Origin of the sequence: Natronohydrobacter thiooxidans, from assembly GCF_001884735.1 — a bacterium.
GTDB classification, from domain to species: domain Bacteria; phylum Pseudomonadota; class Alphaproteobacteria; order Rhodobacterales; family Rhodobacteraceae; genus Roseinatronobacter; species Roseinatronobacter thiooxidans_A.
On record NZ_MJAP01000006.1, the window covers coordinates 1 to 22,197 of the forward strand.

The 22,197-nt window shown below is 61.5% G+C and carries 26 protein-coding genes and 1 pseudogene; 5 read left to right on the top strand and 22 right to left on the bottom strand.

Features of this window, described 5'->3' with window-relative positions; all coding sequences use genetic code 11:
* The first annotated feature begins 132 nt into the window (after nucleotides 1-132).
* The gene (locus tag BG457_RS05975) at nucleotides 133-1,164 is read left to right on the top strand and encodes a 2Fe-2S iron-sulfur cluster-binding protein (RefSeq protein ID WP_071796129.1); all 1,032 of its coding nucleotides are present in this window, start codon (nucleotides 133-135) and stop codon (nucleotides 1,162-1,164) included.
* 196 nt (nucleotides 1,165-1,360) lie between these two features.
* On the opposite strand, the gene BG457_RS05980 is transcribed toward BG457_RS05975, so the two are convergent.
* The 7 genes from BG457_RS05980 to BG457_RS06010 all read right to left on the bottom strand — a co-directional run bounded on the left by BG457_RS05980 (nucleotide 1,361) and on the right by BG457_RS06010 (nucleotide 9,028).
* Nucleotides 1,361-2,179: a GNAT family N-acetyltransferase gene (locus BG457_RS05980; RefSeq protein WP_175546734.1), complete on the bottom strand. Its 819-nt coding sequence runs from the start codon at nucleotides 2,177-2,179 to the stop codon at nucleotides 1,361-1,363.
* A gap of 143 nt (nucleotides 2,180-2,322) precedes the next feature.
* Complete coding sequence (locus tag BG457_RS05985) at nucleotides 2,323-3,363, bottom strand: cation diffusion facilitator family transporter (RefSeq protein ID WP_071796164.1); 1,041 nt, start codon at nucleotides 3,361-3,363, stop codon at nucleotides 2,323-2,325.
* Nucleotides 3,364-3,463: 100 nt separating this feature from the next.
* On the bottom strand, nucleotides 3,464-4,957 hold the full coding sequence (locus BG457_RS05990) for an ABC transporter substrate-binding protein (RefSeq protein WP_071796131.1): 1,494 nt from the start codon (nucleotides 4,955-4,957) through the stop codon (nucleotides 3,464-3,466).
* Nucleotides 4,958-5,025: 68 nt separating this feature from the next.
* Nucleotides 5,026-6,165, bottom strand: coding sequence for an ABC transporter ATP-binding protein (locus BG457_RS05995; RefSeq protein WP_084657492.1), 1,140 nt, complete (start codon nucleotides 6,163-6,165; stop codon nucleotides 5,026-5,028).
* Nucleotides 6,162-7,190 (bottom strand): ABC transporter ATP-binding protein, encoded by a 1,029-nt coding sequence (locus BG457_RS06000; protein WP_071796132.1) that lies wholly within the window; start codon nucleotides 7,188-7,190, stop codon nucleotides 6,162-6,164. The genes BG457_RS05995 and BG457_RS06000 overlap by 4 nt, the downstream gene beginning before the upstream one ends.
* Nucleotides 7,191-7,200: 10 nt before the next feature.
* Nucleotides 7,201-8,082, bottom strand: a complete 882-nt coding sequence (locus tag BG457_RS06005; protein WP_217649496.1) for an ABC transporter permease — start codon at nucleotides 8,080-8,082, stop codon at nucleotides 7,201-7,203.
* Nucleotide 8,083: 1 nt separating this feature from the next.
* Nucleotides 8,084-9,028, bottom strand: coding sequence for an ABC transporter permease (locus BG457_RS06010; RefSeq protein WP_071796134.1), 945 nt, complete (start codon nucleotides 9,026-9,028; stop codon nucleotides 8,084-8,086).
* A 301-nt stretch (nucleotides 9,029-9,329) separates the two neighbouring features.
* Between BG457_RS06010 and BG457_RS06015 the strand changes: the two genes are divergently transcribed.
* Nucleotides 9,330-10,529 carry an MFS transporter gene (locus tag BG457_RS06015; protein WP_071796135.1) on the top strand — a complete coding sequence of 400 codons (1,200 nt, stop codon included), beginning with the start codon at nucleotides 9,330-9,332 and terminating at the stop codon, nucleotides 10,527-10,529.
* 233 nt (nucleotides 10,530-10,762) lie between these two features.
* Here the strand turns inward: BG457_RS06015 and BG457_RS06020 are convergent, their stop codons facing one another.
* The 8 genes from BG457_RS06020 to BG457_RS06050 form a co-directional block, all read right to left on the bottom strand.
* A complete protein-coding gene (locus BG457_RS06020; protein ID WP_071796136.1) occupies nucleotides 10,763-12,301 on the bottom strand; it encodes a Fic family protein in 1,539 nt (512 codons plus the stop codon).
* Between the two features lie 157 nt (nucleotides 12,302-12,458).
* On the bottom strand, nucleotides 12,459-12,773 hold the full coding sequence (locus BG457_RS20145; RefSeq protein ID WP_175546735.1) for a hypothetical protein: 315 nt from the start codon (nucleotides 12,771-12,773) through the stop codon (nucleotides 12,459-12,461).
* Between the two features lie 52 nt (nucleotides 12,774-12,825).
* Nucleotides 12,826-13,239, bottom strand: coding sequence for a hypothetical protein (locus tag BG457_RS20150; RefSeq protein ID WP_175546736.1), 414 nt, complete (start codon nucleotides 13,237-13,239; stop codon nucleotides 12,826-12,828).
* A 35-nt stretch (nucleotides 13,240-13,274) separates the two neighbouring features.
* Nucleotides 13,275-14,594, bottom strand: a complete 1,320-nt coding sequence (locus BG457_RS06030) for an MBL fold metallo-hydrolase RNA specificity domain-containing protein (protein WP_071796138.1) — start codon at nucleotides 14,592-14,594, stop codon at nucleotides 13,275-13,277.
* A complete protein-coding gene (locus tag BG457_RS20405; RefSeq protein ID WP_071796139.1) occupies nucleotides 14,588-14,929 on the bottom strand; it encodes a phosphoribosyltransferase family protein in 342 nt (113 codons plus the stop codon). The genes BG457_RS06030 and BG457_RS20405 overlap by 7 nt, the downstream gene beginning before the upstream one ends.
* A gap of 15 nt (nucleotides 14,930-14,944) precedes the next feature.
* Nucleotides 14,945-15,130: a hypothetical protein gene (locus BG457_RS20410; RefSeq protein WP_071796140.1), complete on the bottom strand. Its 186-nt coding sequence runs from the start codon at nucleotides 15,128-15,130 to the stop codon at nucleotides 14,945-14,947.
* Nucleotides 15,127-15,450, bottom strand: a complete 324-nt coding sequence (locus BG457_RS19850; protein WP_139257571.1) for a hypothetical protein — start codon at nucleotides 15,448-15,450, stop codon at nucleotides 15,127-15,129. Before BG457_RS19850 ends, BG457_RS20410 begins: the two co-directional genes overlap by 4 nt.
* Before the next feature lie 215 nt (nucleotides 15,451-15,665).
* Nucleotides 15,666-15,866 (bottom strand): hypothetical protein, encoded by a 201-nt coding sequence (locus tag BG457_RS06050; protein WP_139257572.1) that lies wholly within the window; start codon nucleotides 15,864-15,866, stop codon nucleotides 15,666-15,668.
* 253 nt (nucleotides 15,867-16,119) lie between these two features.
* Between BG457_RS06050 and BG457_RS20690 the strand changes: the two are divergent.
* The 3 genes and pseudogenes from BG457_RS20690 to BG457_RS06060 form a co-directional block, all read left to right on the top strand.
* Nucleotides 16,120-16,329, top strand: a pseudogene (locus tag BG457_RS20690) (hypothetical protein); the annotation flags it as partial.
* 37 nt (nucleotides 16,330-16,366) lie between these two features.
* The gene (locus BG457_RS20490; RefSeq protein ID WP_245770938.1) at nucleotides 16,367-16,711 is read left to right on the top strand and encodes a sigma factor-like helix-turn-helix DNA-binding protein; all 345 of its coding nucleotides are present in this window, start codon (nucleotides 16,367-16,369) and stop codon (nucleotides 16,709-16,711) included.
* Nucleotides 16,712-16,846: 135 nt separating this feature from the next.
* Nucleotides 16,847-17,344, top strand: coding sequence for a hypothetical protein (locus BG457_RS06060; RefSeq protein WP_071796143.1), 498 nt, complete (start codon nucleotides 16,847-16,849; stop codon nucleotides 17,342-17,344).
* Between the two features lie 63 nt (nucleotides 17,345-17,407).
* On the opposite strand, the gene BG457_RS06065 is transcribed toward BG457_RS06060, so the two are convergent.
* The 7 genes from BG457_RS06065 to BG457_RS06095 all read right to left on the bottom strand — a co-directional run bounded on the left by BG457_RS06065 (nucleotide 17,408) and on the right by BG457_RS06095 (nucleotide 22,164).
* Nucleotides 17,408-18,466 (bottom strand): AI-2E family transporter, encoded by a 1,059-nt coding sequence (locus BG457_RS06065; RefSeq protein WP_071796144.1) that lies wholly within the window; start codon nucleotides 18,464-18,466, stop codon nucleotides 17,408-17,410.
* Between the two features lie 193 nt (nucleotides 18,467-18,659).
* Nucleotides 18,660-19,022, bottom strand: coding sequence for a DsbA family protein (locus BG457_RS06070; protein WP_425434910.1), 363 nt, complete (start codon nucleotides 19,020-19,022; stop codon nucleotides 18,660-18,662).
* Between the two features lie 408 nt (nucleotides 19,023-19,430).
* Entirely contained in the window at nucleotides 19,431-20,147 is a 717-nt protein-coding gene (locus BG457_RS06075) for a ferric reductase-like transmembrane domain-containing protein (RefSeq protein ID WP_071796146.1), read from the bottom strand.
* Nucleotides 20,110-20,607, bottom strand: coding sequence for a hypothetical protein (locus BG457_RS06080; protein ID WP_071796147.1), 498 nt, complete (start codon nucleotides 20,605-20,607; stop codon nucleotides 20,110-20,112). The genes BG457_RS06075 and BG457_RS06080 overlap by 38 nt, the downstream gene beginning before the upstream one ends.
* 9 nt (nucleotides 20,608-20,616) lie before the next feature.
* Entirely contained in the window at nucleotides 20,617-21,045 is a 429-nt protein-coding gene (locus BG457_RS06085) for a hypothetical protein (protein WP_071796148.1), read from the bottom strand.
* 4 nt (nucleotides 21,046-21,049) lie between these two features.
* On the bottom strand, nucleotides 21,050-21,643 hold the full coding sequence (locus tag BG457_RS06090) for a L,D-transpeptidase (RefSeq protein WP_071796149.1): 594 nt from the start codon (nucleotides 21,641-21,643) through the stop codon (nucleotides 21,050-21,052).
* Nucleotides 21,644-21,702: 59 nt separating this feature from the next.
* The gene (locus tag BG457_RS06095; RefSeq protein ID WP_071796150.1) at nucleotides 21,703-22,164 is read right to left on the bottom strand and encodes a c-type cytochrome; all 462 of its coding nucleotides are present in this window, start codon (nucleotides 22,162-22,164) and stop codon (nucleotides 21,703-21,705) included.
* Nucleotides 22,165-22,197 lie beyond the last annotated feature (33 nt).

The window sequence follows — 22,197 nt, forward strand, 5'->3', positions numbered from 1 at the left end:
CCTTACCATCGCTGGAATCCTTATCCTTCGAATCGCCCAGGAAATAGAAAGAGGGTGCGCTGCGGGCAGTCCGGCCCGTGAAGGATGCGGATATGAAGGGCCGCGCGCACCCGGAAGCCAGAAAGGGAAGCCGTGGCAAACACCGTTGAAATCCGTCAGGCAGGCCGCCAGATTGTCGTCGCCGCCGGCCGCACCATCCTTGAAACCGCCCTCGAGCAGGGCATCGCCTATCCCCATGGCTGCCGATCAGGCCGTTGCGGGTCGTGCAAGTCGCGGCTGATCGAGGGCAAGGTCGAGTTGCTGCCGCACACGCCCTTCGCCCTGACACCCGAAGAACGCGCAGGCGGGCTGATCCTGGCTTGTCGGGCACAACCCCACACCGATGCGGCGGTGGCCTGGCTCGGCAAACAGGAAGAGACCCATCCGTTGCGTGTTCTGCGCGCGCGTGTCGTCGGCTTTGATGATGCCACCCATGATATCCGCCGCGTGCGCCTGTCGTTCGAGGATAGCGCGCCGCTAGCCTTCAGCGCGGGTCAATATGCCAGACTGTCCTTCGCGGGCGCACCGACCCGCGACTATTCGATGGCCAGCCAGCCCGGCGACAGCATTCTGGAGTTTCACATCCGCCGCGTACCGGGTGGCGCCACGAGCGAGCGCGTCGCGAACTGTCTGGAGATCGGCGATCAGGTGATGGTCGAGGGCCCCCTCGGCAGCTCATACCTGCGCCACCGCCACACTGGCCCGATGCTGCTGGTCGCTGGCGGTTCGGGCATGGCACCGATGAAGTCCATCGCTGAAACCGCGCTGGAGCACGGCTTCGCGCAACCGATCCGTTTTTACTTCGGCGTGCGCGAAGCGCGCGACCTCTATCTTGTCGACCATTTCTCAGAACTCTGCACCCGCCACCCCAATCTGAGCTTCATTCCGGTGCTTTCGCAGACCACAGATGATGATCAGCACCGCACCGGCCTTGTCACCGAGGCGATTGCCGCCGATCTTGGCGATCTGTCCGGTTGGAAGGCATATGTCGCCGGACCGCCCGCGATGACCGACGCCGCTGCGTCGATGCTGCGCGCGCGCGGGTTGGCGGCTGATGACTTGCATGTCGATGTGTTCTTCACGCCGGAAGAAACACCGGAGGCGGAAGCTTCAGCGTTACCATGATCAGCGCTGGTCCCGACAGGCCCGGCATGCGGTTCGCGCAGGTAATCGGGCAGATCGGCACGGTCCCGGGGCTTGGCGCGTTGCTGCAGCAGGAACGTCGGGCTTGATATGATTGTCAGGGAACGGCGCGCCGACTTGTCGATCTGCAGAACCGGGTGCCCGATCCGCTGGCTGACTTACACTCGCGATGACGGCATCAACCCAAGGTGTGGCTCATCAGCGCGAAGACCCCCGGCGTCCGGCCCGCCCGGTTCGGGCCGAACACCATCGATGTCACTTTATCGGTTTCTGCAAGCCCAGCGTCGTGCAGAAAGCTGCGGAGCGCCGAGTACTCCTGCCCGATGTCGATGCGAACAAATCTGCCCGCGTGCCCGATAACCAGCGGGGCAATCAAGGCGCGTGCGGCGGTTTCGTCCGGTGCGACGACAGGCCCGATCAGCCAGCCGCGGCCGAACTCCCGAACGAGCGCAAATCCGACCGGCGTGCCGGCACGTTCAAGGATCAAACCCTCACATTCCGGAAAAACCGAACGAAATATAGCACCACGATCCGCACCGAACGCAGCAAGATCCAAAGCAGAAATGATATCGATGTCCTGCCGCCCAGCCGCCCGCAGGACAGTACCCGACGGTGCGGGGGGAACAGCCAGGTTGCGGGCAATGCCCTCGCACAAACGGATGGTGCGGACGGGAATGAAGCCTTCGGACTGGTAGAGCCTATAGGCCTGTTGAGTAGCATTTAGGCGTAATTCCCGCCCGGCGCAGCGCTCCATCACTTTTCGGAGCAGCCAACGCCCGGCACCATGGTGCTGCAATCGCGGCGTGGTCACCATCATCCCGATGGTCGCGAAGCCCTCCCCCATCGGGAAGCACATCGCCGAGCCGGCGGCGCGACCAATCTCGTCGCACGCCAGAAACCCCTCGCCGATCTCGATCAGAGTGGCGAGGTCGCGCGCGCGATGCGGCCAGCCGACGCTGACCGAGAGTTCATGTAGCGCAGAAACGTCATCGGGCATCAGCGGTCGCGCCGTCGTCTCAAAAGCATCCAGCAGGTGTGCTTCGTTTGCTCCTCGCGCTGGCATAGTAGCTGCTCCCCTCTTTTCAGACGCTCAGAAAGCCCGGGGGATCTCGCCTTGCAGCGCCCCCAGTCGCAGATGATTCATCCCGGGCAGATGCGCCGTGATGGCAGGTGGTCGTGATGTTGTTTCTCGCGGTGCTCGTGCCAATGGCCGTGGTCGTGTTGGTGGCTCCCCGTCCTGCCGTCGGTCCCCAGAACACAATTCCGCCGTTCATGTTCCCAGTCGATTTCAATTGTAGAATGGGCAATGCCGTAGGCCGATGCGAGTCTTGCCTTGATGGCGCGCACCACTTTTGCCGGATCGGCGTCATCAGCGACCTGCACTTCCATAGTAGCCGAAGGCTTGCCTGAGGTGATCGACCAGACATGCACATGGTGCAGGTCAATGACGCCATCGACCTCGTTCGACAGCGTTTCGCGCATTTCCGAAATCACCACCCCTGTTGGCGTACCTTCCATCAGGATATGCAGTGTCGATTTCAGCAGTATCAGAGCACTACGCAATACGACCGCCGAAACCAGCAGTGACAGCATCGGGTCAATTGGCGTCCAGCCGGTAAAATAGATGGCAATTGCGGCAGAAATCGCCGCAACCGAACTGAGAAAATCGCCCAGAACATGCAGCATCGCGCCCCGGATATTCACATGGTCGCGGTCGCCCTGCATCAGCATCCAGAGCACCGTTGCATTCACCACCAGCCCAAGGCAGGCAATGATCAGCATCGGTCCTGCGAGGATCGGCGTGGGATCGAGGATGCGCATCACCACCTCATAGGCGATCCACATAACAAGAAGGATCAGCATCAGTGCGTTGACGAAACCGGCCAGAATCTCGAACCGCATATATCCAAAAGATCGCCTGTCATCGCGCTTGCGCCGACCGAAGCGAAAAGCAGCCCAGGCCAGGGCCAGCGCCGCGGCATCGGTCATCATGTGACCCGCATCGGCGATCAGCGCCAGCGACCCTGAAATCACGCCGCCGACCGCCTCGACAAACATGAAGGTGAAGGTGATAACGAAGGCCACAAGAATGACCTTCTCATTCTTCGGCGTCACATCGGGAACATGGTGGTGCCCGTGATCGTGATCATGATCGTGCCCGTGATGATCGTGATGAGCCATGCGCTTCAGTCCTTCTTCACGCCGCATCGGGCGGCAATTCCTGCCCCGGATCCGGGGCAGGGTCCGGCACCGATTTGAGGCGCCGGACCGGCTTCGTGTCTTACTCGATGCTGACTTCAGCACTCAGAACATAGTAGTTCTGAGGATGCGGCCTATAGCCCGTGACCCGCGACGATGCCGCGTCAAAGACGGTCTCGTTCACCAGAAAGACGGTAATCGCCTGATCATAGATATATTGCGCGAGTTCCCCATAGGCCCGATAACGCGCGTCCGGATCCTCTTCGGCCGCCGCTGCCTGCAGCATGAGGTCGAAGTCAGGATCGCAATATTGCGAGATATTATATGTTCCCGCGCAGGAATAGTCGGCGGAGAGCATACCGATCGGCTCGGGTACGTCGGTCAGATAGCCGCGTGACATCAGCGCCATGTCATAGTTCCCGCTCAGCATGTCCGGTTCGATCGAGGTATATTCGGCAATCCGGATGCTGACATGGATCCCGATCTCGGACAGCATCGCCTGTATGATCTGTGCAATATCGCGCTGTTCTGTCCGTGTGGGGATGCCAAGGATTTGCAGGTGAAGCGAGGCAGGGTCGACCCCGGCTTCCGCCAGCAGCGCGCGGGCCTTGTCCAGATCGCGCTGGACCGCTGGCGCATTCGGGGAATGCCACGGCTCGCCGGCGCGGAACGGACCCCCCGCAGGCGGGCTCGCCCCGTCATAGACCGCGACCGAGATCGCGGCGGTGTCGATTGCCAGCTTAACCGCCTGTCGCACCAGAACATTATCAAAGGGCGCCCGCCCATTGTTCAGCAACAGTTCGGTGATACGGGGCGCGCTGGCCTCGATCACATCCGCGCCGGGGGCGGCGGAAATCTGGGCCACCGCCTCGGTCGGCACCCGAAGTGCGATCTGCACTTCGCCGGTGCGCACCATTGCTGAGCGGGTATTGGCATCCGGGATGAAGCGCACCTGCGCGCTCGCCAGTTGCACGTCGCCACCCCAGTAGTCATCAAACCGCTTCAGCGTGACGGATTGTCTGGCGTCATATTCGGTGATCTCGAACGGGCCGGTGCAAGCGCCGACCGGATTGACCCCCCGACCGCCATAGGCCGCAGGCGACAGGATCGCGGCTGCGGGCGCGGCAAGACGCCCCGGCAGTGTGACGATTGGTTCTACCGTCGTGATGGCGACGGTCATCGGCCCGGTGGCCTCGACCGAAGAGACCACGGCCGGCGAAAATGCCCGCGCGGGAACTGCTGCGTTCAGAAGCTCCGTCAGTGCGTTGGCGACTGCCGCAGCATCAAGTGAGCTGCCATCCTGAAAACGCACGCCCTCGCGGATCTGGAACTCCCATGTCGTCGGGTCGATCCGTTCCCAGCCGGTGGCAAGCCAAGGCTCTACCGTAACGTCATGCGAGACCCGCGTCAGCCCCTCGTAGCAGCCCGCGCGCGACGCAATATAGGAATCGTCCGAGTACATCTCCCAATTGGCAGAGATGCCCACATGTTCAGTGAAGGTGACATGCCCTCCTTGCGCCATCGCCGAGGTCCCGGCGAGCAGCGCAGTTGTTGAAACTATCAGTGCTGTTTTCATCTTGTTTTCTCCCGGTTGGTGAAGGCAAACCGGCATCCTCGGCCTGCCGAATGACTGGCTATGCGTGTTTACAAAACGGATGCATTAGAGTGTTCAGATGGCCCCGGTGATGAGGACAACAGGTCCGGAGCGGCACCGTCGGTTGCAGCTGCCAAGGTGATGGCCTCCCAGTGCCGACAGCGCACGAACTGGCTGATCCGCGCCTTCTTCAGCATCGGCTCATGCTGGGCGCAATCAGGGCGGGCATGTGGGCAGCGGGTGTGAAAACTGCAGCCGGTGGGCGGGTTCAGCGGGCTTGGCAACTCGCCCTCAAGCATGGCTTCGGGGGCATCAAGGCCATTCTGATCAAGCAAAGACGCGGCAATCAGCGCCTTGGTATAGGGATGGGTCGGCATATCGAACAGCGTGTCGCGGTCGGCGATCTCGACCAGCTTGCCCAGATACATGACGGCGATACGGTCACACAGATAGCGCACGACGCGCAAATCATGGGAAATCATAACCATTGTCAGGCCGCGCCGGTCCTTGAGGTCCATCAGCAGGTTCAGGATCTGGGTGCGCATCGAGGCATCAAGCGCCGAGGTCGGTTCGTCGCAGATCAGAAGCTTCGGCTCCAACAACAGCGCGCGGCCGATCACCACACGCTGCAACTGCCCGCCCGAGCATTGTTTCGGCAGCCGGTCATAGAAACTGGCATCGAGGCCCACATCATACAGCATCTCGATCACCCGCGCGCGCCGGTCCGCCGCACCCGTGCCAATGCCATGATGGGCCATCGGCGCGCCCATGCTGGTGCCGATGGTCATTCTGGGGTCCAGCGCGGCGAAAGGATCCTGAAAGATCAGTTGCACATCGCGGCGGCGGCGACGCAGGGCCTCGCCGGTCGGTGCAAGCCAATCCTCGTCATCGATCAGAACCTTGCCCCTGGTCGCGCCGGTCAGGCGGGTGACAATCTTGGCGAAGGTGCTTTTGCCACAGCCGGATTCGCCGACCAGCCCCATGACCTCGCCGGGACGTACCCGAAGCGTGATGCCCTCGACCGATTTCACCACCTTCGGGCCGCCAAAACCCGGCAGAATGTAATGCTTCGAGACATCCTCGACCGATAGAAACGCTGCTTCGCGATGCGCGAGATCGGCATAGCGGGGCGCGTCGCGGCGGCAGCAGTCTTCGACGCAGCCGGGTACGGGGATCGCGTGACGTTTCATGCGGCGTCTCCTTCATGCTGCAGATTGTCTGCCGCGTGACAGCGCGACTTCCAGCCATCGCCCACAGCTTCAAGGGCGGGTTCATGGCCGTGGCAGGCGGCATGCAGTTCCGGGTGGGTCTGCATCAGCGCGCAGCGCGGCGCGAAGCGGCAGCCGCATTTGATCTCCAGCGCGTTCGACCCGGAGCCGGGGATTGACAGCAGCCTGCCGTCATCTTCGGGCACCAGAAGCGAACAGCGGATCAGCGCGCGGGTATAGGGATGCGTGGGCCGGTTCATGATCTGCTCGGTCGGCCCTTCTTCCAGAATGCGTCCGGCATACATCACCGCGACCCGGTCGGCGAAGGCCGAGACAATCGACAAATCATGCGTGATCAGCAGGATTGACAGGTCTTGGCGTTCGCGTTCGGCTTTCAGCAACCGCAGGATCTGGGTCTGTACCGTAACATCAAGCGCGGTCGTCGGCTCATCCGCGATCAGCAGTTTTGGCCCCGCCGCCATCGCCGCCGCGATCATGACCCGCTGCGCCATCCCGCCTGAAAGCTGGTAGGAAAACGCGCGCGCGCGTTGCGCCGGGGCCGGGATGCCGACACTGTGCAACAGCTCGACCACCCGGTCAAAGGCCGCGCGGCGGTTCAGGCCACGATGCTGGCGCAGCGGTTCGGCAACCTGCGTGTGAACCCGCGCGGTCGGGTCCAGCATGACCTGTGGCTGCTGAAACAGCATGGAAATATCCGCGCCGCGCATCCGGTTCAGCTCGGCCTCGGATTTCTTGACGATATCCTGTCCTTCAAAGCAGATCGACCCGCCCACGAGTTGCAGCGCGTCGGGCAGAAGCCGCGAGAGCGCCAGCGCCGTGACGCTTTTGCCCGATCCGCTTTCGCCGACCAGCGCCACCACTTCGCGCCGGCCGATTGTCAGATCAAGGCCGTCAACCACGGTCTTGCCGCTTTCCAGCGCGACCCGCAGGTTGCGGACCTCCAGCAATGGGTCGCGGTCTTTGGGTGCTGCCATCTGGTTGTTCATGCCCGCCTCCTCAGCTTTTGTCCTGCTTGCCTGTGCGGCGCCGCTCGATCTCCATGCCGTGGCCCATCCAGGTCACGCTCAGCGCAGCAATGAAGATCACGGCGCCGGGGGCGATCATCAAAAGCGGTACGCGTTCCAGATAGGGTTGGGCCTCGGCCAGCATCAGACCCCAGTCCGGGTTGGGCGGTTGCACCCCAAGCCCCAGATAGGAGAGCCCGCCAACGGTGATCAGCTTGTGTCCGAAGCGCAGGAAGGACACCGCCGCAATCGGCCGGATCGTGTTGGGGATGATGTGGCGGAAAATCACGAAGCTGCGCCGCATGCCCAGTACCTCGGCGGCACGGATATATTCGCGGGAATTGACCTCTTTGGCCAGCGCGCGGGCCAGACGGGCAAAGGGGGTCCAGCCGACCAGCGTCAGCGACAGGATCAGCGTGAAGTAATTCGACCCGAACACACCGATCAGGAAGATCGCAACCACCACATCGGGCACCGAAATCAGCAGATCGACCACGCGCATCGCCACTTCGTCGACAAGTCCGCCGACCCGACCGGCAATGACCCCGATCAGCGTGCCGACAACCAGCGAGAAGACAACAGTGATGGCCGCGACGGTGACGGTGAACTGCCCGCCGACGATCAGGCGCGACAGCACATCGCGGCCCAGATGGTCGGTGCCCAGCCAGTGGCTGGCCGATGGGGGTTGCAGCCGGTGAATCAGATTCTGGGCGCCGGGATCATATGGCGCTATCCAGGGGGCAAAGAACACCATCGCTAAAACAGCGGCCAGCAACAGAGCGCCGACCTTGAACGTCCAGTGCCGAGAGGACACGAAACCATAGATGACGGCCAGACGCGCGCGGCGCTGCGGGGTGGGGGTGTTGTGCGACATGTCAATGTCCATGGCTGCCTCGCATGGCTGGATTGATGACGACATAGAGAACATCGGCGATGGTATTGATGACGATGGACAGGCCGACAATGGCGACGAACCCGCCCTGAAGCATCGGCACGTCGCGGTTGACCACCGCCTCGTAGAGCAGCCGGCCCATACCGGGCACGGCAAAGATGACCTCGATCACCACCGCGCCGCCCAAAAGCCCCGCAAACCAAAGCGCAAAGAAGGTCACAACTGGCATCGAGCCATTGCGCACACCGTGATGCAGAACCGCCTGGTTCATGGACAGCCCGCGGGCACGGGCGGCGGTGATATAGGGTGCCTCCAGCACGTCGCGCATCGCTGCCCGCGTCACTTGGGTAAAATAGGCCATCGGCCGTAACATCAGTGCCATCGCCGGAAGGATCAGCGATTGCCAGCTTTCCCAACCCGCCGAGGGCAGAAAGCCAAGCCAGATCGCGAAAATCAGTATCGAGACCGGCGCGAACCAGTATTCGGGCGTGGCGACCAAGGTCTGGATCAAAAGCGTGGTAAATCCATCAACCTTGCCACCCGGCCGCATTGCCGCCATCGTCCCCAAAGGCAGCGCCACAACCAGCGCAACGCCAAGGGCCGACAGAGCAAGAATGATCGAGACGCCAAGCGCGCGTCCGATCTCGGCCGAAACCGGCTGGCGCGTGGCAAAGGAATAGCCGAAATCACCTTGTAGCGCCGAACCCAGCCATGACAGATATTGCGCCATAAGTGGGCGGTCCAGACCCAATTCCCTGCGCAACGCCTCAACCGCTTCAGGTGCGAGGTTCATGTCCGAGACACGCGACAGCATAATCGCGCGGGCCGGATCTCCACCGCTCAGAAGCGGCAGGCAGAACGCCACCACGGATACGAGGAACAGCATGACTAATAGAATCGTAAAGCGCTGAAGCACGATCTTACGCATGGTATCTCCCTTTCCTGAGAGCCTACACGCTAGGTCTTGTGCCCGTTTTTTCTGTATGGCCCAGTCACATTAAGTGTAGTGGGCACAGAACGCAGAAACATCTTCTTATGTGGCCTGAGAAGAAGATGCTGCCGCCAGGCTTCCAGCACCCAGAGTATTCTGCTGGAATGTTCCAGAAAATTAGACGACTCTGCGCCAACACCGCCCTAATGTCTCACCAAGCGATGGCCGAGTGGGGAGAGCATTGCCGATGTCGACTAGGTTCCATGGTGGCGCAGCTCCCGTTCTTATTGCAACACTGATGCTGACGCAGACGATGGGGTGGGGCACCAGCATATCGCTGATCGGCGTCTTGGCCGCCCCCATGGGCGCGAGCCTGGAGCTGGAGCGCGCGACGATCTATGCTGGCGTCAGCGTCATGTTCATCATTGGTGCTATCGTTGCGCCACTGTCCGGTCGGCTCATTGATCAGATCGGCGGGTTGACGGCACTTTGCCTTGGCACACCGTTATTCGGCGTTGCTCTGGGGCTGCTGGCGGTGGCGCAGGGTCCAGTAACCTATTTTGCGGCATGGGGCATTTTCGGGCTAGGCATGCATCTCGCCCTTGCAACTGCGGCCTATGCCGCGCTGGTACAACTCTTCGGTGGCAACGCCTATCGCGGAATTGGCGTGCTAACCCTTGCCACCGGACTTTGCTCCACACTCTTCTGGCCGCTTTCCGAGGTTGCGCTTCAGGTCATGGACTGGCGGACTCTGTGCGGTATCTATGCTGGCGCCACGCTGCTGGTATCGTTTCCGGCGCATCTTGCGATCGCGCGGCATCATCGCCGCGCGCCAAACCGCCCTGACAACGAATCCGTCGAGGAAAACCTGGCCCACGTACCGCCCGATCGGGCACGTCTGGCCTTTCGTCTTCTGGTCATCATGACAACCCTGACTCACTGCGTCGGAATGGTGATGGCAATCTTGACCATTGATCTTTTCGTTTCCCTTGGTACGCCGCGTGAGTCTGCCGTCTTCGCGGCATCACTCATCGGAATCGCGTTTCTGGTCAGTCGGGGCATCGACGTCGTTGTGGGCGCTCGAATCGCGCGCATGGCGCTTGCGCGGATCGTTTTCGCTATGTTGCCCTTGAGCCTGCTGCCCCTGCTCGCATTCGCGGTAGCCGAGGAACCGCTTCCGGTCTGGCTAGCGGCGGTTTCGGCGGTGCTTTATGGCTTGCCGGCTGGGCTTTTGGGTATCCTTCGTCCTGCGCTGCCATTTCATATCTTCGGTTCCTTCGGCTATGGGCACAGGCTAGGGCGCCTTGCCCGACCTATGGATCTGGCGAGCGCATTGGCACCATTCGGATTCGCCTGGCTGATCACCTGGTCACCGCAATATGCGCTTTGGGTGATCGTCATGATGAGCACTGCCGCCTTCATCGTGGTGCTTGCCCTGTCCAGGATCGTGTCCGAGGGCCCGAACCACCGACATTATCCGCCTTCGCCAATCGGATAGTCAAACCTGCGCAGCAATGACGCGCAGACGCATCACACAGTTTTGCTGAAGACCTGACTAGTTTGTTGAAGACGTGACGTACGTCGCGGCTGGAGGACGCTAAGTTGAGCCATTATCATGTTTCCATGAAGTGTCTTCAGCGCTTGCAGTTTCTGGCGGCCTTGGCTCGCGGCAATCCTCGTCGCGATGCTGGTGCTTGCGCCTGTGACAAGTGCATGCAAGGATACTTTGATCTAACTCATTGTTTCCGCGTATACTTGTTCGATGCGTGCCGTTTCATCATCGGTCAATGCCTTGAACTCATCGGATCTGGCTCGACGCGACAGGGTGCCTCCGTTTTGCTGAAGGAAGCGGAACAACAGATCAAGTGTGCGGCCAGGCATATCAACAATGGCTTCGACCTGGCCGCGGAACGCATCGTAATTTCGAAGGAATGTCGTCTCGGACGGCAAGTCTTCTTCGATTGTCTTTTGAACGCATGAATAGAGAAACTCTGCGTGCGGGGTTGCGTCGAAGAAGCGGTAGAAATCGCCTGTGTCATTCAAGACCCGCACGTTGAATTTCACCGTCGGCTCCCACTCGATCAGCGGCAGCAGCCGTGCTGAGTAGCTCTCAAGCACCGTTCTGTACTCCTCGATACGTTCGAGGATCGCGGCTGATACCGGGAAAACTACTCCCTGTGGGTTAAAGCCGCGCTCTGCCAGAACATGGTGGATCAGGTAGCGGTGCAGTCGGCCATTGCCGTCTTCAAACGGGTGTATGTAGACGAAACCGAATGCGAGAATTGCAGCGGACACGATCGGGTCGGAGTGTCGAGACGCGTCTTGATCGAACGCGATTATCCCGTCGGTCAGGGATGAAAGATCTTCATGTCGAGCACTTATGTGTTCAGGCAACGGCATCCTTGTTTCGCGGTCATGCTCGCCAACGAAACCGCCCTCGTCGCGGAAACCCAGCTTGCTGAACCGGGTATCACCTATGACGATCCGTTGCAGTCGTAGCAGCTCATCGCGGTCGAGCGGTTGGCGACCGGCTTCGCCGATAGCTCGACCCCATCGCTGAATCCGGTCTTGTGGCGGACGCTCGCCTTCGATGGCGTAGCTGGAACGAGAGTCTTTGAGCAAAAGGAATGCAGCCGTGCGCGCGAGCAAGTCCCGGGGGACGTCAGCAATGACCGCCCGGGCACGACTGGCCAGGTCCATGGCGATGAACTCGTCTAGCTTTTGCGTGCGAAAGACCAGCGGGCAGAAGTCTCTGGTTCCCGGTAGATTGTTTTTCACGCGATATCGGGGGGCGTTTTCACCTTCCGTGGCGAACTGCTGGTCGGGATCAACCACGGGCACGTAGCGACCGCCGTCTGCGTCTGGCAAATCCAACCGGCTACCTGTTAGCCATTCATACAGAAACCATATGCGCCTTGCGTAGCTGCCGGTCGGCTTGTCGCGCACGATTTCAATGATGGCGTCAGGGCCAGTCGCGGCGAACAGCTTCGTGAGGATAGCAAGATCAAGACCTTCGTACTTGAGCGCGAAGGTGAGGTGGCCATTTAGGTCTGAACTCGGGGCGTGGCGCGGCGTCAGGATGCGCCATGCATCGTCCTCAACGACCCGGTGATGGTTTCCCGTTGCCGAAAGTTTGCGAGGCAGCGGCACAGACAATCCGTAGGCCTCGGTCAGCGCCCCGTAACCTGCCAATGTGGCGGTCTCCGGAAGACGACGTTCCCGAAAAACGGTCCTCGGGCCCGAAAAATGTACCTCTTGGTCGGATGGCATGAATTCCGTTCCTTTGGCATGAAATTTTGTTGTAGAATCTCTACTCCATGAAATTTGATCCTATCATATGAAAACTGTACTTGAATAGGGATTGCGGGTGAAAAACAGTTCTATTCGCGCAGATCGAAAGACGAGGTTGAACAAGTCCTCCAACGATCTATGCCGAGTAGTAATTGTCCTCGTCAAAAGGACAATCATTCCTAAGCATGACCACACCGCGTTTCACAGCATTTTCTTCGGTGCCGAACACCTCTACGGAGAGCCGACACCAGCTACAGGGAATGACAGGCCCTGGAACCGTACCATAGTCGCCGGGGGCGAATACAAGAATGCCCAGTACAAGACTTATGCGGACCAAGCCGAAGAAGAAATCCTGCGCGAGTTCTGGACTGATGCCGTCTCTGTCTTGTCGCGGCTCACTGTCCTTTACACCCCGCGTGGCAAGCACGACCCCGGCAACGGTCAGCGCCATGCGAACCCGCTAAGCGTAGACAGCCTTTCGCCCAGGAACACGATACTGATCGCTACGCCCAGTAGCGGCGTAAGGAAAGTGAATGCATTAGCCCGTGTTGAGCGGGTAGTATCTGAGAACGCTGATCCACAGCGCGAGCGTGGCCGCTGTTCCCCCAACGGCCAGACGGGGCGGAGCGCACCACCGCCGCGTCCCCCACGACCGCGCCGAGGCGTGCCCAGATGTTTTCCGACAGCCCGATCTCGTGCAGGTTCAGCCCGCCTCCCTCGACCGGAAGCAGCCTCGCCGTGACGCGGCGCCCGCCGGATTCGATCTCGACCCAGGCGCGTGCGTGCAGCCCTTCGGACCGGCAGACATGGCAATCGGCCCGCATCATCGCGACCGGCTCGCCCTGGCTGTGCAACCCCATGCGGACAAGCCGCATCGGCGCCGGGGAAACCCGGCCGCCGCCGTCCTGCGGGCTCAAAGCGCGAACTCCTGATACTGGCGCGCGGCATTGGCTTACCCGCCAAGCTCGCGGCCGATCTTCACGCGCAATGCTTCGGCAGCGTCCGGCTCTCCATGGACGATTATGACCCGCTTCGGCGGGGCGCTGAATCCGCCCAGCCAGCGCAGCAACTCGTCTGCGTCGGCATGGGCCGACAGCATCGGCAGGTCGGCAATCTCAGCCCGCACGGGCACCCATTCGCCGAACATCTTTACCTCGGACGCGCCGTCCACCATCGACCGACCGCGCGTTCCCGCAGCCTGGAAGCCGGTGAACAGTATGAGATTTCGCCGGTCTGGCGCGAAGGCACGGATGTGGTGCAGGACGCGCCCCCCGGTCGCCATGCCGCTGGCCGAAATCACTATCTTGGGATAGGGCGTGGCGATGATCGCTTTCGAGCCCTCGACATCGCGGACATAAGTGGCGATGGCACAGGTCTTGCGACAGATGTCGGCGCACATCCGGTGGTCGTCGGGATGAGCGCAAAGAAGCTCGCTGGCGTCGATTGCCATCGGGCTGTCGAGAAAGACTGGCAGATTGCGGAACCGTCCATCCTGCTTCAGCTTCGCGATGTAGTAAAGCAACGACTGCGCGCGACCGACGGCAAAGGACGGGATCACTATGGTGCCGCCCCGCGCCGCTGCGCGCGAGATCAGCGCCGCCAATGCCTTGACCGGGTCTGTCTGGTCATGACGTCGGTTGCCATAGGTCGATTCGATCACGACATGATCAGCCTCTTCCACGGGTTCAGGGTCGATCATGACCTCGTCGCCATAACGCCCCAGATCGCCTGAAAACGCGATCTTGCGGCCAGCCCAGCTGATCGTCGCCGTTGCCGCTCCGAGAATGTGGCCAGCGTGCCGGTAGATCAGTTCGGCATCGCCGAGAATGGTCGTCGGGGCATGGAAATCGACAACAACGAAGGCTTGAAGCGCGCGCTCTGCCTTTTTCACGCCGTAGAGCGGACGAGCTGGCTTGTGCCGGGTGAAGCCCTTGCGGTTGGCGTATTCGGCTTCCTTTTCCTGAATGTGGCCGCTGTCGCGCAGAATGATCTCGGCCACCTCACGGGTCGCGGGGGTGGCGTAGATCGGGCCGCGAAAGCCGTCGGCCACCAGCTTCGGAAGATAGCCGCAGTGATCAAGATGGGCGTGGGTCAGCACCACCGCACCGATCGAGCCAGGTTCGACCGGAAAGGGCGCCCGGTTCAGATCGCGAAGGTACTTGAAACCCTGAAACAGGCCGCAATTGATCAGGATGCGCTGGTTGCCTCGGGTCAGCAGGTGGCGCGATCCAGTGACGGTGCCGGCGGCGCCGTCGGTGGTGAGAGTCAGCATCTGGGATACTCCTGTCGGGTCCGGGGTCTGTCGGGCAGTGCAGCCAACGCCCGGGCAACGAGCGGGGCGAGCGGGATCGCATTCGACGGATGGGGCACGTTGTCGCAAGATACCACGCGCGTCGCGACCGACTGAATGCGTGCAAGAGCATCACCGGCGAACAATGCGCACACCGTCCGGGACATGCCGCGCGCGGCCAGCAGCCCGGCCGCTGCGATCAGCGTGCGGCCTGAGGATACGATGTCGTCGACAAGCACTGGCGCGCGACCCGCGTGGCCGACTAGGTCTGGCAGTTCGACGGACACATCATAGTCGCCGCGTCGGGTCTTTTCCATCACCGCCCAAGGCGCTCAGATCCGCCCGGCGATAGCCGCGACCCATTGCGCGCTTTCCGAATCCGGGCCGATCAGCAACGGCCGTTCGACTTCGGCCGCGATCCAGTCCGCAAGGGCGGGGGCGGCCTGCGCGGCGGCGGCGAGGTCTTGCGCGAAATCTTCGTTGCCAGGCAAGGGCCGGACAAGCCGATCGGTCTTCATCCTGCCCGCCGGGTTGTCGGAATGGACGTGCATGGGGCGCGGCCGGGATCAGGCGAAGCGCCGGTAAAAGTAGTTGCGGATCGGCACGAACAGGATGGCGATGTACCATCCCCAGAACGCGGCCACAGAAGCCCCACGATGACCCCGGTGGCGCTGAGCCAGACGAAGCCCGGAAGCAGCGCCTCAAGCACCATGCGCATCCCCGGCTCCGGCAGGACAAGGGCGGCCAACAGGCACAGAATGAAGCTGACCACCAAGAATACCGACAGCGTGAGGCCGAGCGGCATGATGGTCATCGGGCGAAAGTCGGATGCGGTCATGAATGTCCCTCCGTTCGGGCTGAAAGAATTAGCAGATACTTCAATGACGCGGCCCGGGCCTCGTCATTACATCGACCCTGCGCTTTTCCGTGTCCGGGCAGGCTTCGGCGTGTCTGCCGGTCAGGGGCGTTGCGCTGGCATGAACGAGATTGACTCAGGTCAACGTTGCCCAGGGCAAAGCGCTGTAATATCGAACAATGAAACGTTGCATCCGATCACAGCAGCGCCGAAAGACCCATGCGGTTAGCGCCGCAGTGCTTGCGATTGTATCGGTTCTGGCGATCATCGCTGTTCTGGTCGTAACGACCGAGTTGCAAACTGATCTTGTGAATGAACAGCCAGTCGCAACCGTGGTGCATATCGGGGCCGTTCCGTCGCATGACTGCGCAACGCTTCCTGGCAATAGCGCCACCCATTGCCAGCCTCCCCTCGCAGCTTCTGCCGATGAGGATACCGGCATCCATGGCCAGAATAGGCTGGCTGCCAAACGGTGGGTGCCGGATGGCGGGGCGGGCCGGATGCAGCACCGGCCAGGCGGGCCATTTCGCCCACCGATCACGTTTTCTGCCTTCGCTTGAGCCGGAATGCCCGTGGGTCCTGCCCGACCGTTGTCGGCGGCGTGGTCATCATGGGGTTCCCAGCACATCGATTCAGTGAACGGACCTCGAAATGTTGCATACCAGCCTTTCCCGGCAGAACCTGCCACGACCGCAATCGGTCGAACCCGACCCCTTCACACGGCTTTCTGCCCGCCGGGCGGAGTATCTGATATACCTGCGTCGTCGGACCGGCGATGCCGACACGGCCGAGGATGTCTTGCAGGACTTCAACCTCAAGGTCATCCGCACCGCCCATCGCGCCGCGCCGCTGCGCAACACCGACGCCTGGCTTGCCCGCGTACTGCGCAACACCCTTTATGACCACTACCGTCGGCAGGGCGCGCCACCGGGCCGAAGCCGCCTATGCCGATCACGTCGCGGCACTTGTCACTCCGGTTGCCGCGTCGGCCGATGCGGTCGAAGCCCCGTCGGCGGACGCGGATCTGGAGGCCGCATATGCGGCCCTGGCCAATATCCGCCCGGACCATGAAGCACTGATCCGTGCGCTATACCTGCGAGGCCTTCCGCGCGAGGCACTTGCACAGGAACTGGGACTCGAGGTCGGCACAGTGAATGTGCGCGCCTTTCGCGCGCGCCGTGCGTTGCGCGACGAGATGGCGCGGCAGGCGACCGAGGACCCGGCCACGCTCGTGCCGATGTAATCGCCGGACGCGTCGTGCGTCTGATTTATGGTGAGGGCTGCTGCCGGGGCTGTGGGGTCGATCATCAACGGGAGATCGCGCATGAACACATCCGGGATGCGGTCCGATCCCTGCCACCAATGACGGAGGGTTAGCATGTCCAGAGATACATCCGAATGGTCGCGCCGGGCCGTAATTGCCTTGGCGGGGGCAGTGGCGGCAACGGGACCCGGCGCCGCATCGGCGCAAGACGTCGGCAGGGGCAACGCAAAGGTTGTTGACGGGGTGCTTGCCTATCTCGGCGTGGTGCCCGCCGAAATTGTCCGGGGCTTTCCGCGTGGCCATCCAGAGGGGGCGATGCATGGCGGCGTGCCCCGGGGCAGGCATCTGTGTCATCTGGTGCTGGCATTGTTCGACGCGATCACGGGCGAGCGGATCGAGGCGAACCGGGTGTCGGTGGCCGTCGCGGGTATTGGTCATGTCGGGATGACTCGGCTTGATCTCGATCCGATGACAATTGCGGATACGGTGACCTGGGGAGCTTTCGTCAGGCTGCCCGGGCGGGGCCTCTACGACCTGACTTTCTCGGTCTGGGTTGCCGACCGCACAGCGGCCATTGTCTTGCCTTTCCGCTATGCGCATCCTGCGGGCTGACTGGCCCCTTGTCGGCCATGACAGGAGAGGCGCGCGCTTGCAATGCAAGGATCCGCTGCGCCATTATTGCTGACCATTGGCCGCTCCGACCTCGGACGCTGCAGTCGACGGGGTCAGGAGGCGTGCGATCCAGCATGTTTCATGAAACCGATGGCACACGGTCACGACGGCGATTGACAGGGGCACGCCAATGAACGCACCGGGAATGCCCCAGACCAGGCCCCAGAAGAAGATCGATGTAATGACAACGAATGGCGACATGGCCAGGGCGCGGCCTTCCAGGCGCGGATCGAGAAAGTTCCCGATCGTGAACTGGATAAGGGCCATGCCAGCCAGAACCAGCATCGGCATCTGCCAGCTATCGAACTGCACGAAGGAAAAGAGTACCGGCGGAATGACTGCCGCAATCGAGCCGATGATCGGGAAGAAGTTCAGGGCGCACGCGAGCGCGCCCCAGACGACGGGCAGTTCCAGGCCGACCAGAAGTGCAAACAGCCATGTCAGAATGCCGGTCAACACGCTCACGAGGCAGCGCACAAACATGTAGCGCCGGAACTTCCATCCGATTTCCTTCATGGCCGACAATAGCCGCGCTGCCGCGTCGTCGCCAAGCGCGTAGGGAAGCCGTTCCCGGACATCGACGACCTCTAGCAGACCCATCGCCAGAAAGATCACGGTAAGAGCGAGGAACCCGGCGATGGCGTTGATCCTTGCTGCGGCACCCTGCAGCATACCGAACAGCCAGGCGGGCCGGAACTGCTCGGCCAGCGCAGGCCCAAGAGCTATTCCCAAGCTCTCCAACCACTCCCCCACGGCAAGATAGACCTCCTGCATGCGCAGGGCGTAGGGGGCAAGTCCGACGGTGATGATGTTGATTCCGTATCCGATGAAGAGGAGCAATCCGGCTGCCGCCGCAACCAGCAGCAGGACCGAGACCAGAACCGCGACCCCTGCCGACGCGCGCCTTTCGAGTTTGCGGTGCAACGGCCAGACGAGTGCCATGAGAAACAGCGCGAAGGCTATGGGGACGGCGAGCACCTGCAACCAGTGCAGCGCCGCGACCCCGAGAATGATCGCAATCAGCCAGGAGGCAGTTGGTCGGGGCGACAATTCTGTCCGCATGGCGACTCTTCCTGTGCTATTCGCGAATCTCGGGCGAGTTGCTGGCCTTTGCGGCAATGACCATCAGGCCCGCCAAGCGCGCCAGCCCGCAAGGACTACTCGGGTACGGTTCAAGCACAATCTACCTCACGCGGCTTGGAGCCTGCAATGGTCGCAACGAGTGATTGATCCGCAATCTGTGGCGGGACCGGCGCTACTTCTGGACATTGCGCGCCTGCGCGACCAGTTCCTGTAGTTGGTCTGCGTCCACAAGCCCCGGTACAAGAACGTCGCCGATCACAAAGGACGGCGTGCCGCCGAAACTGAGCGCCTGAGTCAGCCGCATGGAGGTGGCGATATGTGCCTCGATTTCCGGGGCGGCCATGTCACGCCGAAGTTGATCGGTGTTGATCCCGATCTCCGCGGCGATCTGTAGTACCGAGGCTTCCTCCGCCCCTTCGTCCATGCCCATGAGCGCAAAGTGGAATTCCTCGTACCTAGCCTGTTCGCGCGCGGCGAGGGCGACGCGGGCGGCAAAGACGGAACCCTCGCCGAGGATCGGCCATTCCCGCGCCACGAGGCGGACATTCGGGTCGGCTTCGAGCAGTCCTCGATTTCGGGCTTCGCCCGGCGGCGGTAGGGGCAGTTGTAGTCGAAGACCGCGATGAACACGTGTTGGTCGCAACAACCCACTGCCGAACCGTCATGCATTTCGCCCTCAGGATGATCCCTTGGATGCGCGCGCGCCAACATCGCCGCCGACTGCACACCGAGTTAGACCGAAATCCCCTCGGCATAGGCATGGTTCCATTGGTCGTGCGCTTGGGCAGTTCCGGTGATGGCGAATGCCCATGCCATACCCGCCGCGGTTGAAAGAAGAATGTGTGATGGCCTCATGTCTGAACCTTTCGATGCCGCGCGGGGCGGAACGGAGAAAGTTCTGGTGTCGTCTCGGAGTTTTGACGGCGCAAATGGACATGGTGCATCAGACGAGTTCCCTTCGCGCCCGGCCCCGTATCGTGGCGAGGAAGGCGGCGGCCCGGAGCGCGACAATCGCGAGAACCAGAAAGGCGAAAGGAAGCTGCAACCGGTTGGCACTGGGCGTCGCCCGATGAAAGCTGGTGAAATGCGCATAGAGGAAGTATGCGGTATGCACCACGACCAGCGCCCAGAAGACCAGCGCGGACATCTGGACAGTCTTCCAGGAGGTCGCGCCAAGGTATCGCACGGCCCGGTCACTGGATGTGAGCATCAGGAGAAAACCGATACCGAGTGCGAGAATGCCGATGGTATTGGATAGCCCGAAGCCATGCTGCAGCATCACGTAGTTAAGATCGACCGGATGGAACTCGAACCCGAACAGGCGGAAGAAATCCCACTCGACCCAACCATCGAGGATGATGCCCGTGTGTGCCGTGGCGAGAAGGACTGCGTAGATACCCAGCTCCCGCCGCCAGGGGAGCCATTTCGCGGTCGGGCGGACAAGGCGGGACATCGCGCCGATGCTCATCGTCATGGCAAGCAGCACGATGGCGGCATCACCGAAGGCGCGGTTCCACCTGTGCATCGGGCTCCAGTCTCCATGCACGGTCGCAAAAGCGTAAACCAGCGCTGCGGAAATGATGATAACCACGGTGTGACGGATCAGGGTTGGCCGTTTCGATCTAGACGGCGTCAAGGTTGTGTCTGCGACTGTCGCCATGTCGGGCCTCGTTTTGCAGGTTTGTCTGAAAGTTGTGAAATGAGCGCCATCTGCGCCATCTGCGCCATATGGCGACGCTCAGGAGCGCGATCCCTCCGATGGCAATGAAGGGGCGCATCGGGTCGAACCAAAGCATCAATGCCTCGCCGCCAAAGATCAGCATGAGGATCTTGTTGCAGGTGGGGCAGGCGATGCCGAAAAAGCCCGCAGCTCCTCCTACGCTGGCCCGCCGAAGGCCACAGGCGTTTGGTAGTGCGACAAAGGCACCGCTCAGAAGCGCAAGAAGCACGAGCGCCGGGAATTCCCACGCCCCGACAGGTGTCATTCGAACGAAGAACGGGTTGGCCCAGACAGCGGATACAGTTCCCAGCATGACAAAGGTCAGCATGGTTCCAATCCAGCCGCGCAGGAAGGGATGCAAGTCTTGCAGCCATGAGCGGACCGATCGATCATTGAACATGTCACTTCCTCATCGTGCGATCTGGTCCAGATGGACAGTTTCGTTGTCGAAGACGATCCGGAAGCGCCATTGCCCGCCCATGGAAAAACGGCCCCGTCCTTTCCATGTGCCGTCAGCGTGACGCATCATCTGAACCGGAGTGCGCCCCATACTGTGGCCCACCATGGCCATCGAGACATTCGGCTCGATAAGTGTTGCCTCGATGCTTCCATCGACGCTGTTGAACTTCGCGCTGATCTCGAAGCCGCTGTTCTCGGCGTCTGTGATATCAATCACCAGTTTTCCGCCAGCGAGGTGGAATGTCGCAGGCGTTTCGGTGCCAGCATTCGAAGATGCCGGGGCCTGATTGTTCAGGAAACCAAAGTAAAGCGCTGCCCCGACGGAAAGGGCCAACAACAGCATCGGGATGGCGGTGACGAGGATGCGTTTCTCCCTCATGGCTTCAAATCACCACGACCTGGGTGCCTATACGCACCAGATCATAGAGCTGCTCGACATGGTGATTGAACAGACCAAAACACCCGTTCGAGGCGCGGCGGCCAATCTTGGCGGGATTGTCGATCCCGTGGATGCGGTAGTATTGCCATGACAGGTTCAGCGCGCGGGTTCCCAAGGGGTTGTCGGGTCCGGGGTGGACAATGGCAGGCAGCGTCGGATCCCGTTCACGCATGCTGGGGGTCGGGATCCAGGTCGGCTCCCGGCGTTTCAGCACGATTTCGGTGCGCCCTCGGCGCGTGAACTCCTCGGTCATCGGGACCGAGCACGGATAGGCCAGATAGGTGTTCCCGTCCTCGGACCAGTAATGGACGGCGCGAGAGGCGCTGTCGCAGATAATGGCCCCATGTCGCAGGTTGTCGAAGTGATCGCGCCATTCGACAGTCCTGAAGGCCATCGTGTTCCGGCGCACATGTGCGGCGGCATCTGTTTCGATCTCGCCTACAAAGCTTTGGGCCAGAGAGGAGGTGGCGGGCAGCGAAGCAAGCCCCCCTCCTGCCAATGCAAGGATTTGGCGGCGATTGAGATTTGCGTTCCTCATCGTATTGCTCCTTTCCAGGTTTGTTATCTGGGTGCTGGATCAGGTTCTTCGTTTCGGGTTCAGTCGATTCCGTTCGCGCGTTGGAGCGCGCGGATATAGGCAATAATGGTGGTCACGTCGGCGCGGGTGAGGCCTTCGATCGGAGGCATGTTGCCGAAACGCCAGTGATGGGCGCGGACCCCATTGCGGACGGCAATCTGGAAGGCTTCGTCTGCGTGATGACCAGGCCGGTAGATCGGATGCACCAGCGGGGGTGCCATGCCGTCCTGGCCAGCGGCATTTGTTCCGTGGCACGCTGCGCAATAGGCATTGAACGCGCGTTCGCCCATTGCCTCTGCGTTGGAAAAGCTGTCCGGAACAGTGACATCCACCATTGGCGGTGGTGCAAGCCCGGCAGGCAGATCCGGCAAATCGGCAACGGATAGCACTGTTTCGCCCTGATCGTTCCGGACGGACCAGGCGATGACGACCAATGCAGCGAAGATGAGCGCCAGGCTCAGGTGAAAGCGCGATGGCTTCATGAGTGTTTTCCTTGCGGGATATGGTCCGGGCAG

Coding starts and splice junctions, on each gene's coding strand:
- BG457_RS05980 (WP_175546734.1), bottom strand. CDS start 2,179: ATGCCCGATGACGTTTCTGCGCTACATGAACTCTCGGTCAGCGTCGGC.
- BG457_RS05985 (WP_071796164.1), bottom strand. CDS start 3,363: ATGGCTCATCACGATCATCACGGGCACGATCATGATCACGATCACGGG.
- BG457_RS05990 (WP_071796131.1), bottom strand. CDS start 4,957: ATGAAAACAGCACTGATAGTTTCAACAACTGCGCTGCTCGCCGGGACC.
- BG457_RS05995 (WP_084657492.1), bottom strand. CDS start 6,165: ATGAAACGTCACGCGATCCCCGTACCCGGCTGCGTCGAAGACTGCTGC.
- BG457_RS06000 (WP_071796132.1), bottom strand. CDS start 7,190: ATGAACAACCAGATGGCAGCACCCAAAGACCGCGACCCATTGCTGGAG.
- BG457_RS06005 (WP_217649496.1), bottom strand. CDS start 8,082: ATGTCGCACAACACCCCCACCCCGCAGCGCCGCGCGCGTCTGGCCGTC.
- BG457_RS06010 (WP_071796134.1), bottom strand. CDS start 9,028: ATGCGTAAGATCGTGCTTCAGCGCTTTACGATTCTATTAGTCATGCTG.
- BG457_RS06015 (WP_071796135.1), top strand. CDS start 9,330: ATGCTGACGCAGACGATGGGGTGGGGCACCAGCATATCGCTGATCGGC.
- BG457_RS06020 (WP_071796136.1), bottom strand. CDS start 12,301: ATGCCATCCGACCAAGAGGTACATTTTTCGGGCCCGAGGACCGTTTTT.
- BG457_RS20145 (WP_175546735.1), bottom strand. CDS start 12,773: ATGGCGCTGACCGTTGCCGGGGTCGTGCTTGCCACGCGGGGTGTAAAG.
- BG457_RS06030 (WP_071796138.1), bottom strand. CDS start 14,594: ATGCTGACTCTCACCACCGACGGCGCCGCCGGCACCGTCACTGGATCG.
- BG457_RS20405 (WP_071796139.1), bottom strand. CDS start 14,929: ATGGAAAAGACCCGACGCGGCGACTATGATGTGTCCGTCGAACTGCCA.
- BG457_RS20410 (WP_071796140.1), bottom strand. CDS start 15,130: ATGAAGACCGATCGGCTTGTCCGGCCCTTGCCTGGCAACGAAGATTTC.
- BG457_RS19850 (WP_139257571.1), bottom strand. CDS start 15,450: ATGACCGCATCCGACTTTCGCCCGATGACCATCATGCCGCTCGGCCTC.
- BG457_RS06050 (WP_139257572.1), bottom strand. CDS start 15,866: ATGGGTGGCGCTATTGCCAGGAAGCGTTGCGCAGTCATGCGACGGAAC.
- BG457_RS20490 (WP_245770938.1), top strand. CDS start 16,367: ATGACCACTACCGTCGGCAGGGCGCGCCACCGGGCCGAAGCCGCCTAT.
- BG457_RS06060 (WP_071796143.1), top strand. CDS start 16,847: ATGTCCAGAGATACATCCGAATGGTCGCGCCGGGCCGTAATTGCCTTG.
- BG457_RS06065 (WP_071796144.1), bottom strand. CDS start 18,466: ATGCGGACAGAATTGTCGCCCCGACCAACTGCCTCCTGGCTGATTGCG.
- BG457_RS06075 (WP_071796146.1), bottom strand. CDS start 20,147: ATGGCGACAGTCGCAGACACAACCTTGACGCCGTCTAGATCGAAACGG.
- BG457_RS06080 (WP_071796147.1), bottom strand. CDS start 20,607: ATGTTCAATGATCGATCGGTCCGCTCATGGCTGCAAGACTTGCATCCC.
- BG457_RS06085 (WP_071796148.1), bottom strand. CDS start 21,045: ATGAGGGAGAAACGCATCCTCGTCACCGCCATCCCGATGCTGTTGTTG.
- BG457_RS06090 (WP_071796149.1), bottom strand. CDS start 21,643: ATGAGGAACGCAAATCTCAATCGCCGCCAAATCCTTGCATTGGCAGGA.
- BG457_RS06095 (WP_071796150.1), bottom strand. CDS start 22,164: ATGAAGCCATCGCGCTTTCACCTGAGCCTGGCGCTCATCTTCGCTGCA.